The sequence below is a fragment of the Limnobacter sp. UBA7229 genome, assembly GCF_002473065.1.
Classification (GTDB): domain Bacteria; phylum Pseudomonadota; class Gammaproteobacteria; order Burkholderiales; family Burkholderiaceae_B; genus Limnobacter; species Limnobacter profundi.
In genome coordinates, this window is sequence record NZ_DKTN01000011.1 from 34,074 (window position 1) to 48,043 (window position 13,970).

A 13,970-nucleotide genomic window follows, 5' to 3' on the forward strand; every position below is an offset into this window, starting at 1 on the left:
GTGTTTAAAATTGAATTCACTTCAAAAAATACAAATAGACCGCTAAAGCCAACAAGGTCATGAAAGCTGCAACGATGTCATCAAACATTACACCAAAACCATTTTTCCAGTGCCGGTCGAACCAGCGGATCGGGGGCGGTTTTACCATGTCAAAGAACCTGAAAAGAAGCACACACGTCAATTGTTCAATGGGGCTGGAAAAATGATTCGAGGCCACAAACAACACCAGCCAGATCGCAACGATTTCATCCCAGACAATCCCGCCGTGATCGATAACCCCCAGAGCCTTCCCGGTGATCTGGCAAGCCCAGGCACCCGCAATGAAAGCGCCAACAATCACCCAAATCCACTGATTTGCAGCCAGATAGGGATCCAGCCAAACATACAAGAGCCAGCCCATCAATGTACCGAAAGTACCTGGCAAAACCCACGCCAAACCACTGCCAAATCCCAAGGCCAACAAATGCGCGGGATGGGCCAGCATGAAGCGCCAGTTGGGCCTGAAACGGGGTATCGAGCTCAATTCTGGATCTCGGCAAAATGATTAAAGGAACAACTTGACACGCGCTCTCGGCTAGCCCCCTGGGATTGAAGCCAGATACCGCTTCCGGGCTCGATGACGCCGATACAATGCAGACCCACCTTCAAGGATTGTATTGCCTCATGACGATTCGGGTGAGCTGTCCAGCACAATTCGAAATCGTCACCGCCCGCCAAGGTTTGCTCGAGCAAGATTTTCAACAACCCGACCGCATTGGCCTGTTGATCTATTTCAGGCCAAAGTTTTCGCCACATTGATTCCAGAGACGACTGGAAGAGTATGGCGGACACTTCACTTGCACTGGAAATGTGGGCCAGATCCCCACTCAAACCGTCGGACAGATCGAGGCAGGCGCTTGCAAGCCCACGCAACTGCAATCCAAGTTCAATGCGCGGAACTGGCATGCCAAGCTGACTTACAGCAATTTGCCGCAGCTTAGCCGGCATAGCCGCTAGCAAAGCCTGAACCTGCGGTAGCTCGTGACCCTTACACAGCTGCTCCAAGCGACCTCGCCTTTGGTATTCAAGCAAAAGCCCCAGGCGAGCAAGCCCGGGGGTACCACTTAACCAAACTTCTTCACCAATTTTCGCGTGCGCACGATTAAACCCGAGGTGAGAAGCAGGCGCCTGGCCAAACACGGTGATTGACAGGGTTTTCAATGGATTGGAGCCGGCTGAAGTGGTATCACCCCCCACCAACGGGCAATTAAAACGGGTGGCGATGTCGAGCAAACCTGCTGAGAAGCCAGCCAGCCAGTTTTCATCAATTTCGGGCAAACTTAAATTGAGCGTGAAGCCGAGTGGACTCGCCCCACTGGCAGCGAGATCGGACAAGTTACTGGCCAAGGCCTTCCAGCCTGTGACACGAGGTGGATCATCTGAAAAAAAATGAACGCCCTCAACCAAGGTGTCGGTAGAGGTGAACAGATGAAAATCGGGTGCAAGTCGAAGCGTCGCGCAGTCGTCTCCGATGCCAAAAAGTACCGTGTCGGGGTTGGCCTGTGCAAGCCCGCCAAAAGGAGTTTTGAAATAGCGATGAATAAGGTCGAATTCCAAAACGCCTCTTGAGTTTTAGCTTGACTGACTGTTTGCCTGAGCCTTGATTTCGGAATCACGCGCCTGGGCGGCCACTTTATCTAACACACCATTGACGAATTTGAACGCGTCAGTGCCTCCGAAGGTTTTGGTCAACTCAACCGCCTCGTTGATCACCACCCGGTAGGGAATTTCTGCATGCGTATTCATTTCATGACTGGCCAACACCAACACAGCTTTCTCGACCGGACTGAGCTCGCCCCAAGGACGATCAATGAACGGCTGAATCTGATGCATCAACGCGTCAAGGTGATGCACCGAACCATGCAAAAGAGACTCGTAGTGCTCACGATCGGCTTTGTCGAAACCGGGCGCATCCCGAATGTGCGCATCCACTTCACCCACTTCAGTGGGATTCAAAAACCACTGGTACAAGCCCTGCAAAGCCAATTCACGAGATCGACGGCGAGCGTTACGAGTGTGTCCTTGCCTCTTGCCCGAATCGGGCTTGCTGGCTTCACTCATCGTCTTCTTCCTCGTCATCTGCGCCAGGTAGGTTGTCATCCAGCGTCATCATTAAATTGCCCATTTCCACGGCACATCGAGCGGCATCAACGCCTTTGTCCTCGATACGCTCAATGGCCTGGTCTTCGGTGTAGGTAGTCAACACCATGTTGACTACAGGCACATCGTGAGCCAAGGCCACACTTGAAACGCCGCGGGCGCTTTCGCCACACACAATCTCAAAATGGTAAGTGTCGCCCTTGATCACGGCACCCAAAGCAATGAGTGCATCAAACTCGCCTGAGAATGCCAGGCGCTGCAATGCGATTGGAATTTCCATCGCACCAGGTACCGTGATGTGAAGAATGTCTTCATTCAACACGCCCAAGCGCAGCAATTCACTGCAACAGGCGGCCCAAAGGCCATTGGTAATTTCTTCGTTGAAGCGGGCCTGAACCACACCCACACGAATGCCATCGCCATTCAAATTAGCAGGCACACTTCCTGGACTGTTGCTCATTTCGTTTCTCCGTTGACATAACCTGATACTTCCAAATCAAACCCGGTCATGCTTGGCATTTTCCGTGGTCGGGACAGCAATTTCATTTTGTTGACACCCAGGTCGCGCAAAATTTGCGCCCCGATACCATAGGTACGCAAATCCGGGTTTGATCCCGCACCCTTGCGTGCAGTAGTACCGCGCTGCTCGATGTCGTCTAGCGAGGCAAACTGCCCCAACAAGCGGTCAGAGGACACATCACAGTTCAGAAGCACAATAACGCCGGCCCCCTCATCCACCACTTTCTTCATGGCTGCAGGAATTGAGAAAGAGTGTTCCGACAAATTCACTTCGAGAAAATCGATCAGCGAGGTGGGTTCATGGACGCGTACCAAAGCCTCGGTATCGGGGTTCAATTGGCCGTACACCAAGGCAAAGTGTGCGCTACCAGTGGGCTTGTCGCGGAAAGACATGCACTTGAATTGGCCCTGCACGGTGTCAATGACACGTTCGTGCATGCGTTCGATCAGTGACTCTTTGGTGCTTCGGTACTGAATAAGATCGGCGATGGTGCCAATTTTCAAATTGTGTTCTTTGGCAAACTCCACCAGATCAGGCAAGCGGGCCATGGTGCCGTCGTCTTTCATGATCTCGCAAATGACCGAGGCTGGGCTGAGGCCTGCCATGGCAGCCAGGTCACAACCCGCTTCCGTGTGACCTGCCCGCATGAGTACCCCACCATTCACTGCGGTCAGGGGAAAAATATGACCCGGTTGCACCAGATCTTCTGGTTTGGAATTTTTGTTCACTGCCACACGAATGGTGTGGGACCGATCGGCTGCAGAAATACCTGTTGACACACCTTCTGCTGCTTCGATGGAGACCGTGAAATTGGTACCGTGAGAGGAGCCATTGGCTGCCACCATGGGGCGCAAGCCCAACTCGCGACAGCGGGCCTCGGTCAATGTCAGACAAATGAGGCCACGGCCGTATTTGGCCATGAAATTGATGGCCTCTGGCGTAACAAAGTCGGCGGCCAAGACGAGATCACCTTCATTTTCACGGTCTTCCTCGTCAACGAGAATAACCATGCGGCCTGCGCGCATTTCTTCAACGATTTCGTTGACTGGACTAATTGACATGGCTTTTTAAATTTTACGGATTGATTGAATGGGCTCTATTGTAAGCCCTCAAGCGCCATTCACGCACGCACAGCAGTAGAAGGACTGCTCCCCAAATTGAAAACCACAGGCGATCGCCCCACTTTGCGAAGAAGGTTTGCCCCAATCGACCTTCGATTTGCCCCGACCAAACCAGGGCTTGCCCAGGCTCAACGTGCTGGGTCCACTGACCGTTCGCGTTCACTATGCCTGAAACACCGGTATTGGTCACACGCAAGCCTGGCTTGCGGTGTTCTGCTGACCGGGTACGGCCCATTTGAGCATGCTGATCAAGCGCCCAAGACTGGCCAAACCACGCAAGATTACTCAAATTCACAAACATGGAGGGCTCTTGGGTGGAATTGGCGACCAACCCAGCAAACTCACCGCTAAAAATATCTTCGTAACACACGGTGGAGGCCAACGCGTTGCCATTGACCAAAAAGGGCTTCAGCGGCCCCGAACCGGAGGTGAACTCCCCCATTGGCATGTTCAACATGGCCACAAACCACTTGAAGCCCAGCGGAATAAATTCACCAAATGGGACCAAATGTCGTTTGTCGTGGCGTGTTTCAGGCACCTCAAGCGCTTCCAGTGCTTCATCACCTTGAAACATGACGATGGAATTGAAGTACCGTGACCCCTCTTGTATGGCCGACCCCATGATGACAGCTGTCTCGCCAGGGGTTGCAAAGTCGCGAAAGGTGGTCCGCCATTCAACCGGGGTATCGGTCCACACCAAAGGATTCACGGTTTCCGGAAACACGAGCAAACCGCCCCCCTGATTCGCCAACTGTTCCTTGGCCATGTCGCCCAAAGCGAATGCTTTTTGCATGTTCGACACAATCAAATCAGGATCAAACTTGATGCTTTGATCAACATTGGTTTGCACCCCCACCACGGTCAAGGTGCCAGCGCTTTGGGTGTTCACAGGAAGTTGAACCAGCACCAGCAAACTGCCCAGCACAGCAGTTGCCCCCAGTAAATTGCCGGGCAGGCGATTGAATACAAAAGACAGGAAAAGGTGAGCAAACAACATCAAGGCAAACAAGCTGCCGTAACTACCCAACCAAGGCAACAGGTTGGCAAACGGGGAATCTACCAGCGCGTCACCCAGCCCCAGCCAGGCAAAACCGGTCATGAATGTGCCCCGAGCCCACTCGAAAAAAGTCCATAAGGCAGCCCACAGCAGCGCATTGAACACCGTGGCCGGCCAGGACTGTGCGCGTACCGCCGCAAAACGACTGTAAAACCACAAAGCCAAGGCAGGAAAAAGTGCCAAATAAAGCGTAAAGGCGGCAATGGCCGCCCAAGCCAGCACAGAGGGTAAACCGCCGTAAGTATGCAAGCTGATGTGCAACCAGGAAACGCCCAAGCCATATGCTGACCACCCAAATGCCAGGCCGGTCAGCCAAGGGCGGCTGGTTTTCAGGGCAACAAAAGGCAACACGGCAAGCAAAAGTAGCCCAAGCCACCACAGGGAAATCGGGGCGAACGACAACACCCAAGGTGCCCCCAAGAGCGCGCCGGCCAGAAAGGAATACATCAAGTGGGCCTGTCGGAGTCTGAGTTCTCGGTGGATGAATTGGCATCCGTGTCTTCGGGCGCAGGTTCAATTTTCTGAACACGAAGCAAGTGCACCTGCCGGGCATCTGCACGCAACACTTCAAAACGGAAAGGCTGTAACTCAACCACATCACCACGCGCGGGCAAGCGCGCCAGGTGGTCTGTCAACAAGCCACCCAATGTATCGGCATGTTCATTTGAAAACCCGGTTCCAAATGTTTCATTGAACTGTTCAATGGTGGTCAACGCTTTGACGCGGTATAAGCCCGCCTGGTCGCCACCCAGGCTCACTATGTTGTCCGCCTCCTCATCGAAGTCATATTCGTCTTCAATATCGCCCACGATTTGCTCAAGCACATCTTCAATGGTCAGCAGGCCGGCGACTCCGCCATATTCATCGACCACCAAGGCAATGTGATTTCGGTTCAATCGAAAATCATGAAGCAACACATTCAAGCGTTTGCTTTCTGGAATGAAGACTGCCGGGCGCAGCATGTCGCGCAAATTGACATCCGAATCGGCGTGTATGCGAAGCAGGTCTTTGGCCAGCAAGACTCCGATTACATTGTCACGCTCGCCCTCATACACCGGGAAACGGGAATGCGCCTTTTCAACGGCAAAAGCCACGATTTGGTCGATCGAGTCTTCCGCGTTGATCGCATCCATTTGGGCGCGGGGCACCATGATGTCGCCTGCTGAAAGGTCACTGACCTGCATGACACCCTCGATCATCGAAAGCGCATCGGCATCCAGCAAATTTCTTTCATGGGCCTGTTGCAGCACTTCCAACAGCTGCTCTCTGTCCTCGGGCTCGCGAAGTAGCAACGAAGACAGGCGTTCTAGCAGGCCCCGTTCTTTTTTATTGGGGACCTGCAACGGACTCGGTTCTGACATACGGGAGGATAAACCTCTGCTAACAATAACGGCTCAAGGATAACCGAAAAAAATGACGGATATCAGGCAGCCGTGATTGGCACTTGCCCCCTCAGGGAATTGGGATAAGCCTCGACAATGTCCAACTCAACGATCTGTCCCACCATTCGGGCATTTCCGGCAAAGTTGACCACCCGATTGTTCTCGGTACGTCCCGCCAACTCGGCGGGGTCTTTTCTGGATGGCCCTTCGACCAATACCTTCTGACGAGTGCCAACCATCGACTTGCTAATGCTGGTGGCATGGTCTTGGATTGTTTTTTGGAGGCGGGCCAAACGCTTGAGCTTGGTAACCTGGTCGACACCGTCTTCCAAATCCGCTGCAGGCGTTCCGGGGCGCGGGCTGTACACAAAAGAAAAAGAGGTGTCGAAACCCACGGCATTGATCAAGTCCATGGTTTTTTCAAAATCGGCCTCGGATTCACCAGGAAAGCCAACGATGAAATCAGACGACATGGATATATTGGGGCGAATTTCACGCAGCTTGCGAATGATCGACTTGTATTCAAGTGCGGTGTACCCACGTTTCATGGCGGCGAGAATGCGGTCTGAACCTGCCTGAACCGGCAAATGAAGATGGTCAACCAGCTTGGGCAGCCTCGCATAGGCTTCGATCAGGCGTGGGCCAAACTCTTTGGGGTGCGAAGTGGTAAAACGGATTCGTTCGACGCCCGGCACTTCCGAGACGTACTCAAGCAGCAGAGCAAAATCGGCTATCTCGCTTGTATCGCCCATTTTCCCGCGGTAGGCATTCACGTTTTGCCCAAGCAAATTGATTTCTCGCACGCCTTGGTCTGCAAGATCGGCAATTTCAGTCAGTACATCGTCAAATGGGCGGGAAATTTCTTCACCGCGCGTGTAGGGAACCACACAGAAACTACAGTACTTGCTGCAGCCTTCCATGATGGACACAAATGCAGTGGCACCGGTGTTTTTGGCCAAGGGCAAATTGTCGAACTTCTCGATTTCAGGAAAAGAAATGTCCACCTGTGGCCTGTGCGTGTCCCGGCGCTGCTTGATCAATTGCGGCAATCGGTGCAAGGTTTGAGGACCAAACACCACGTCGACATACGGCGCACGCTCAACAATGGCCTTGCCTTCCTGGCTGGCCACACAGCCGCCCACACCAATAATCAGGTTGGGGTTGGATTTTTTCAGGTGCTTGACACGCCCCAAATCGCTGAACACCTTTTCCTGCGCTTTTTCACGCACCGAACAGGTATTGAACAAAATGATATCCGCATCATCTGGGGTGTTCGTTCGCTCCAGCCCGTCTGAACTACCCAGCACGTCGGCCATTTTGTCGGAGTCATACTCATTCATCTGGCAGCCAAAGGTTTTGATGAAGAGCTTTTTCTTGGAAGTCATGGTTTGCCTAAAATGTGCCACCATGAAGCAGACCGGTCTCAGAACTGAAACAGGAGCCAACACGGGGACGTTGTAATTCGTTGCGCGTTGACGCGGATTTTACTTGCATCCCTTGCTAAAATGAAGACTTCATTGAAAAAACACAGCATTGGTGCGTAGTAATGCCAAATCGAGCCCCCCGTTTTCCGAAGTTTCCCGCCTTGCCCACGCTTCCCTCTATCGATGCCATATTGGGCGAGGTCGACAAAGCATTGAAGACCCTGGCTGCCACACCTGTGGCCCAGCGCCCCAACCCGGCAGGGAAAAACCTGCCCACCGATCAGCTAAACGATGCAGAAAAACAGCAGGTGATTGGCCTGATGCGCGTAAATCACGTGGGGGAAATTTGCGCACAGGCGCTTTACCAGGCTCAGGCACTGGCCAGCAAAGACCCCGAAAAAAAGGCGTTGTTTGATCACGCCGCCAAAGAAGAGGCCGACCACCTGGCCTGGACCCAAGAGCGGCTGGACCAGTTGGGTGCTCGCCCTAGTCTGTTAAACCCATTCTGGTATGGCGGCGCATTCGCCTTGGGCTTTGTTGCGGGCACACTGGGGGACAAGGTTAGCCTTGGATTTATGGCGGAGACGGAGAAACAGGTTGAAAAGCACCTGAACGATCACTTGGGCAGGCTGCCCGCGGGTGATCAGCAGTCCAGAGCGATTCTTGAACAGATGCGTCAGGATGAGATTGAGCACGGGCAAACCGCGATTGATCAAGGCGCAAACAATTTGCCCATGCCTGTGAAACTGGCCATGACCGCGATGTCGAAGGTCATGACCACGCTGGCACAGAAAATTTAATCTTCAATAATTTCGTGTGTAAACACCAACTCAGCCGTTTTGCCCAACATGGCAGACGCTGAGCAATACTTTTCATGGGACAGCTTAATGGCCCGATCGACCAGATTAGGCTTCAACCCCCGGCCAATCACCTGAAAGTGAAAATTGATTCTGGTGAAAACCTTGGGGGCTTCTTCAGCACGCTCGGCACTCATTTTCACCTTGCAATCGCGAATGTCTTGACCGCTTTTGCGCAGAATCAACACCACATCATAGGCCGTACAGGCGCCAGTACCCGCCAACACCACTTCCATAGGACGCGGGGCCAGGTTATTGCCACCACCGTCTGGGGCACCATCCATACACAACATATGCCCACTGCCTGTTGTGGCCACAAATGACATGCCGGGTAACCCCGACCAGCTAACTTCGGCTTCCATAAAACTCCTTATTTATGATTAATTGCTCATTATGCATTGCACAATATTTACTGAAAAGAAGTTGAAAAAACGCTCTATTTTATTGAGCTTGGTTAACAAATAACCAGTCAGTCACTAGTAATATTTTTAAGCTTTTGTTTTTAATGATTTTTTTTAATCCACTTTTAAAATGTGGAATAAGTTGCTTTTTTCGGACAACAGAAACAGACTCTTGCGCCGCAACAGAAAAATCTCTAGAATTCAAATTGTAGTCACTTGAATGAACCACGAATCACTGATCGCAGAGTTTCTTTCAGGTGCAAATTTGTCTCCTCCACCCTCCTCCTTTGGTGGATTAAACCCAAGCACCTCACAGTGCTTGGGTTTTTTTTGTCTGACACCTAAAAAATTTTAACCGAAAGCAAAAAAATTTGCTAAAATCGCGGGTTACCTGTTGGGAGAGCCCTTCGGCTGCCGACCTGCATATTAATGTGGGCTGCATGTACAAGTAGGGAGACAGGTAAAAAAGCACTTTTTTATCTTTAAGGAAAAATCATGAAAACCTACTCAGCGAAACCCGGTGAGGTTAAACAAGAGTGGTTTGTGATCGACGGCACCGACAAGGTGTTGGGACGTGTAGCCAGTGAAGTTGCACGCCGCCTCCGTGGTAAGCACAAACCTGAATTCACACCGCACATCGACACAGGCGACTTCATTGTTGTTGTAAATGCCGGTAAATTGCGCGTTACAGGCACGAAAGGCCTGAACAAAAAGTATTTCCGCCACTCTGGTTACCCAGGCGGTATTTACGAAACGAACTTTGACAAGATGCAGGAACGCTTCCCAGGCCGCGCGCTGGAGAAAGCTGTGAAAGGCATGTTGCCAAAAGGTCCTCTGGGCTACGCGATGATCAAGAAATTGAAGATCTACGCCGAAGCAGAGCACCCGCATTCCGCACAACAACCCAAGCCACTTGAAATCTGAGGTGAACCATGATTGGTGAATACAATTACGGAACCGGTCGCCGCAAAAGCTCAGTGGCCCGTGTTTTTATCAAAAAAGGTACTGGCCAGTTCATCGTGAACGGCAAGCCTTTGACTGAATACTTCGCTCGCGAAACAGGCCAAATGGTTGCTCGTCAACCCTTGGTACTGACCGAGAACGTTGAAACTTTTGACATCAAGGTAAACGTGCGCGGCGGCGGCGAAACTGGCCAGGCTGGCGCAGTTCGCCACGGCTTGACACGTGCCCTGATCGACTTCGACGCAGAACTGAAGCCAACCCTGTCCAAAGCAGGCTTGGTTACTCGTGACGCCCGTGAAGTTGAACGTAAGAAAGTGGGTCTGCGTGGCGCGCGTCGTCGCAAGCAGTTCTCCAAGCGATAAACCAGCACCAAGCTGTCATATCGTTTACACCCAGCAGCCCTCCCAGCTGGGTTACAATCGAAAGCCGCACAAATGTGCGGCTTTTTTTCTTTTCAGCGCAAGGAATAATCATGATCAAGGTAGGCATTGTTGGCGGAACCGGTTACACAGGGTCTGAACTTCTTCGCCTTTTGGCCCTGCACCCGCAGGCTGAACTGAAAGCAATCACATCGCGCGGCGAAGTTGGCCAGCCAGTAGCAGACATGTTTCCGGCACTGCGCAAACGCGTCAATATCGCTTTCACAGAGCCGACCTTTGAATCGCTGAAAGATTGTGATGTGGTGTTTTTTGCAACTCCCCATGGAGTGGCCATGGCCCAATCGGCTGAACTGGTGAATGCAGGTATACGGGTGATTGATCTAGGCGCGGACTTTCGCCTGAAAGATACAGTGCAATTTGAGAAGTGGTACGGTATGCCCCATTCAGAGCCAGAACTGCTCAGCAACGCATGCTACGGCTTGGTTGAATCAGCACGTACCGAGCTGAAAACAGCGAAATTGGTAGGCTTGGCAGGCTGTTACCCCACCGCAGTGCAATTGGCGCTCAAACCTTTGATCAGCGGGGCAAGTCCGTTGATCGACGAAAGCAACATTGTTGCGGATTGCAAATCGGGAGTGTCCGGTGCGGGCCGCAAAGCAGCAGTGGGCTCTTTGTTCTCTGAGGCGGCTGAAAGTTTTAAAGCGTACGGGGTGAGTGGACACCGCCACTTGCCGGAAATTGAACAAGGCCTTGAATTGATTTCAGGCCGCAAAACCCAAATTACCTTCACGCCACATTTGGTGCCCATGGTGCGCGGCATTTTGGCAACAACGTATGTAAAACTGAATGAACAAGGCAAAAACACCGACATTCAAGCGCTTTATGAGCAGCACTACGCCAATGAATATTTTGTGGATGTGATGCCCAAAGGCTCACTGCCTGAGACCAAATCCGTACGCGGCTCCAACTTCGTAAGAATCGCGCTGCATCGTCCACAGGGTCGAGACACGCTGGTGATCGTCTCGGTGATCGATAACCTGGTGAAAGGTGCGGCAGGGCAAGCCGTTCAAGCCATGAATGTGATGTTCGACTTGCCCGAGCATATGGGGCTGGAGCAATTGCCTTTGGCACCTTAATTACAAGGATTTTGCGGTTTGAACCCCAAGAAAACACACCATTCACGTCGAACCCTGTTACCGGGAGTGCAACGCTCCTCTCGGTTTGCTTTCGCTTATGGCCTGCTGCTTGGCCTGTCTGTTCTGGGGGTCTGCGCTGCCTATGCAATGTGGGGCCCAGCGGACAACGCCATTCAAAAACTTTTTTCGACCCAGGAAATTGAGGTGCTCAATGAGCAACTGGCTGAACTTCAAACGAAAACGACAGAACTTCAAGACGAGATATCCCGTACCAATGAATTGGTAAAACTGGACAAAGAGGCCCGCAGCAAACTGACCCTGCTGATTACCAACCTGGAATCAGAAAATGCGAAATTGAAAGAGGATTTGGCGTTCTTTGAAGGATTCATACCCGGAAGCCTTCAAGGTGCCATTTCACTCAAGCGGCTTCAAGTAAACAAGGACACGGTTCCGGATCAATACCGTTATAAAGCACTCGTAATTCAAGGTAGCCAGCGCCCCGAGGTGACACTGAATGTGCAAGTGTTGATTAAAGTGTTGAACAAAGGGGAATCCAGTGTCATAGTTTTACCGAACGCTGAAACGTCCGAAGACCCCCAGTTCAAAATCAAACTGACCCGTTTTTCTAGGGTGTCGGGCATGTTTTCCCTGCCCGAGGGCAGCAGGTTACAAAGCGTTGAAATGAGAATTCTGGAAGCAGGCGCTATTCGCGCGCAGTCCACCATCAAACTTTGAAGGGGTTTTAAACGCATGTTCTCGAAAAAAAATACAAAGCGGCTACTGCCAATCCAAAGCCTGGTGGGCGCGGACATGATTCTTAGAGGCGATTTGCGCTTCAAAGGCGGCCTGCGCATTGATGGCGAAGTGGACGGCAATGTGATTGCAGACGAAAGCGCTCAGTCACTGCTGGTGATTTCTGAAACCGGCAAGGTACGAGGCAGCGTGCGCGTTGGGCATGTTGTGGTCAGTGGTCTGATTGAAGGTCCGATTGAAGCCAATCAGCTTCTGGAGCTGCACCCTTCCGCAAATGTCTCGGGTGACGTAAGATATAGGGCATTGGAGATGCATCCAGGTGCGGTCGTAGACGGTACCTTGCACCATGAGAGCGAAGAAGTGATGCCAGGCAAGCTGGCCTTGGCTTCAAGCAAGTAATTCCAGCAAAAAGGCAGGACAAGATGGACGTAACTACAGAACAACCCAGCGTATTGGTTTTCACTGACTCAGCCGCAGCCAAAGTGCGAGATCTGATCAATGAAGAAGGCAACCCCAACCTGAAACTGCGCGTATTCGTGCAAGGTGGCGGCTGCTCCGGTTTCCAGTACGGTTTTACTTTCGATGAAGACGTGAATGAAGACGACACGGCCTTGGACAAAGGCGGCGTGACTTTGTTGATCGACTCCATGAGCTACCAGTACTTGACTGGTGCCGAAATTGATTACAAAGAAGACATCAACGGCGCGCAGTTCGTGATCAAGAACCCAAATGCGACCACTACATGCGGCTGCGGCTCTTCGTTCTCTGTTTAAAACAGGTACGGCATGAACAAAACCCACCTTCGGGTGGGTTTTTTATTGGCTCAACGACCAAACACCACACGCAAACAATTGTCCCCACTACTTCTTTTCCCTGATTTCGCAATTATCGCCCTAGGCTACCTGCTGCGCCGCTTCTGGATGGCGCCTGCCGCCTGGGTCACCATAGAAAAACTGGTTTACTTTGTGTTGTTTCCATGCCTGCTTTTTTTCTCGGTGGTGTCGAGCAATTTTGACCTGAACACAGTTGGAGCCTTCGCCTTGGGTGGACCTGCCGTCATATTCACGGCGTTTGTGTTGGGTTGGTTAGGATTGCTCGTCAGTAATATGGGGCGCGTGGACTTTGCATCAGGCTTGCAAACGGCGTACCGGTTTAACTCCTACATTGGTCTGGCTTTGGCCAGCCGCTTGGGTGGCCAATCGGCAGTGGCCAATATCGCCATTTTGCTGGCGCTGGGTGTGCCGCTGTGCAATGTATTGGCAGTGGGCACCATGAGCAAAGGCGGTCGTTTGAGCGCGTTTGTAGACATTCTGAAAAATCCGCTGATTATTGGGACCTGCCTTGGGATTGCAGCGAAATTGATGGGCGTGCAGGTGCCTGAACCAGTCATGCTGACTCTAGAGCGATTGGCACAAGCAGCGGTGTCGCTGGGCCTGCTTGCAGTGGGGGCAGGCTTGGTATTCTCCGGCTTGAAAGGCAATTGGCCGGTGTCGGTTTGGTGGTTGTTTGTGAAACTGTTGGTGTCACCTTTGGTGGCGGTTCTTTACGCTCACTTCACCGGGCTTGGGCAAGAACAGACCATGGTGCTGCTGGTATTCTCTGCCATTCCCTCTGCATCGAGTGCCTATATTCTGGCAGCGCGCATGGGCGGAAATGCACCACTGGTGGCTTGTCTCATTTCGATGTCGACGGTGGGGGCTGCTATAACCTTGCCTTTGGTGTTTGGGCTGGCGCAGCGTTTTCCCCTGTAATCCAGCTTGTTTATTGGGCCCGCTTGGCTTGGGTTCCGGTCTCTCGGTGCTGGTTCATCGCCCAATCGGCTTGGGTTCCGATCTCT

Annotated in this window: 17 protein-coding genes; 8 read left to right on the plus strand and 9 right to left on the minus strand. The window is 52.1% G+C overall.

Annotated elements, in window-relative coordinates:
- Positions 1–16 precede the first annotated feature (16 nt).
- The 8 genes from B4C79_RS06255 to miaB form a co-directional block, all read right to left on the minus strand.
- Positions 17–523, minus strand: coding sequence for a phosphatidylglycerophosphatase A family protein (locus B4C79_RS06255; protein ID WP_240605599.1), 507 nt, complete (start codon positions 521–523; stop codon positions 17–19).
- The gene (thiL, locus tag B4C79_RS06260; RefSeq protein ID WP_291739691.1) at positions 520–1,596 is read right to left on the minus strand and encodes a thiamine-phosphate kinase; all 1,077 of its coding nucleotides are present in this window, start codon (positions 1,594–1,596) and stop codon (positions 520–522) included. Before thiL ends, B4C79_RS06255 begins: the two co-directional genes overlap by 4 nt.
- A gap of 15 nt (positions 1,597–1,611) precedes the next feature.
- Positions 1,612–2,100 (minus strand): transcription antitermination factor NusB, encoded by a 489-nt coding sequence (gene nusB / locus B4C79_RS06265; protein WP_171100197.1) that lies wholly within the window; start codon positions 2,098–2,100, stop codon positions 1,612–1,614.
- The gene (gene ribH, locus B4C79_RS06270) at positions 2,093–2,599 is read right to left on the minus strand and encodes a 6,7-dimethyl-8-ribityllumazine synthase (protein ID WP_105027029.1); all 507 of its coding nucleotides are present in this window, start codon (positions 2,597–2,599) and stop codon (positions 2,093–2,095) included. The genes nusB and ribH overlap by 8 nt, the downstream gene beginning before the upstream one ends.
- The gene (gene ribBA, locus B4C79_RS06275) at positions 2,596–3,720 is read right to left on the minus strand and encodes a bifunctional 3,4-dihydroxy-2-butanone-4-phosphate synthase/GTP cyclohydrolase II (protein ID WP_291751216.1); all 1,125 of its coding nucleotides are present in this window, start codon (positions 3,718–3,720) and stop codon (positions 2,596–2,598) included. Before ribBA ends, ribH begins: the two co-directional genes overlap by 4 nt.
- Positions 3,721–3,733: 13 nt before the next feature.
- Positions 3,734–5,284 (minus strand): apolipoprotein N-acyltransferase, encoded by a 1,551-nt coding sequence (gene lnt / locus B4C79_RS06280; RefSeq protein ID WP_291739688.1) that lies wholly within the window; start codon positions 5,282–5,284, stop codon positions 3,734–3,736.
- A complete protein-coding gene (locus B4C79_RS06285; protein WP_291751214.1) occupies positions 5,284–6,198 on the minus strand; it encodes an HlyC/CorC family transporter in 915 nt (304 codons plus the stop codon). The genes lnt and B4C79_RS06285 overlap by 1 nt, the downstream gene beginning before the upstream one ends.
- A 62-nt stretch (positions 6,199–6,260) precedes the next feature.
- Positions 6,261–7,604, minus strand: coding sequence for a tRNA (N6-isopentenyl adenosine(37)-C2)-methylthiotransferase MiaB (gene miaB, locus B4C79_RS06290; RefSeq protein WP_240965785.1), 1,344 nt, complete (start codon positions 7,602–7,604; stop codon positions 6,261–6,263).
- Positions 7,605–7,765: 161 nt separating this feature from the next.
- Here miaB and coq7 point away from each other — a divergent pair, with 161 nt between their 5' ends.
- On the plus strand, positions 7,766–8,443 hold the full coding sequence (gene coq7, locus B4C79_RS06295; protein WP_105027034.1) for a 2-polyprenyl-3-methyl-6-methoxy-1,4-benzoquinone monooxygenase: 678 nt from the start codon (positions 7,766–7,768) through the stop codon (positions 8,441–8,443).
- Here the strand turns inward: coq7 and B4C79_RS06300 are convergent.
- The gene (locus B4C79_RS06300) at positions 8,440–8,862 is read right to left on the minus strand and encodes an OsmC family protein (protein ID WP_105027035.1); all 423 of its coding nucleotides are present in this window, start codon (positions 8,860–8,862) and stop codon (positions 8,440–8,442) included. The two genes, coq7 and B4C79_RS06300, sit on opposite strands and share 4 nt — an antisense overlap.
- A gap of 534 nt (positions 8,863–9,396) precedes the next feature.
- Between B4C79_RS06300 and rplM the strand changes: the two genes are divergently transcribed.
- The 7 genes from rplM to B4C79_RS06335 all read left to right on the plus strand — a co-directional run bounded on the left by rplM (position 9,397) and on the right by B4C79_RS06335 (position 13,884).
- Positions 9,397–9,825 (plus strand): 50S ribosomal protein L13, encoded by a 429-nt coding sequence (gene rplM, locus B4C79_RS06305; protein WP_008251461.1) that lies wholly within the window; start codon positions 9,397–9,399, stop codon positions 9,823–9,825.
- An 8-nt stretch (positions 9,826–9,833) separates the two neighbouring features.
- Positions 9,834–10,226: a 30S ribosomal protein S9 gene (gene rpsI, locus B4C79_RS06310; protein WP_105027036.1), complete on the plus strand. Its 393-nt coding sequence runs from the start codon at positions 9,834–9,836 to the stop codon at positions 10,224–10,226.
- Positions 10,227–10,336: 110 nt separating this feature from the next.
- Positions 10,337–11,380: an N-acetyl-gamma-glutamyl-phosphate reductase gene (gene argC / locus B4C79_RS06315; RefSeq protein ID WP_171100206.1), complete on the plus strand. Its 1,044-nt coding sequence runs from the start codon at positions 10,337–10,339 to the stop codon at positions 11,378–11,380.
- 18 nt (positions 11,381–11,398) lie between these two features.
- Complete coding sequence (locus tag B4C79_RS06320; protein ID WP_146106536.1) at positions 11,399–12,115, plus strand: DUF6776 family protein; 717 nt, start codon at positions 11,399–11,401, stop codon at positions 12,113–12,115.
- A gap of 15 nt (positions 12,116–12,130) precedes the next feature.
- Positions 12,131–12,532 (plus strand): bactofilin family protein, encoded by a 402-nt coding sequence (locus B4C79_RS06325; RefSeq protein WP_105027039.1) that lies wholly within the window; start codon positions 12,131–12,133, stop codon positions 12,530–12,532.
- A gap of 23 nt (positions 12,533–12,555) precedes the next feature.
- Positions 12,556–12,906, plus strand: a complete 351-nt coding sequence (gene erpA, locus B4C79_RS06330) for an iron-sulfur cluster insertion protein ErpA (RefSeq protein WP_008251471.1) — start codon at positions 12,556–12,558, stop codon at positions 12,904–12,906.
- A 12-nt stretch (positions 12,907–12,918) separates the two neighbouring features.
- The gene (locus B4C79_RS06335; protein ID WP_291741533.1) at positions 12,919–13,884 is read left to right on the plus strand and encodes an AEC family transporter; all 966 of its coding nucleotides are present in this window, start codon (positions 12,919–12,921) and stop codon (positions 13,882–13,884) included.
- Positions 13,885–13,970: the final 86 nt, after the last annotated feature.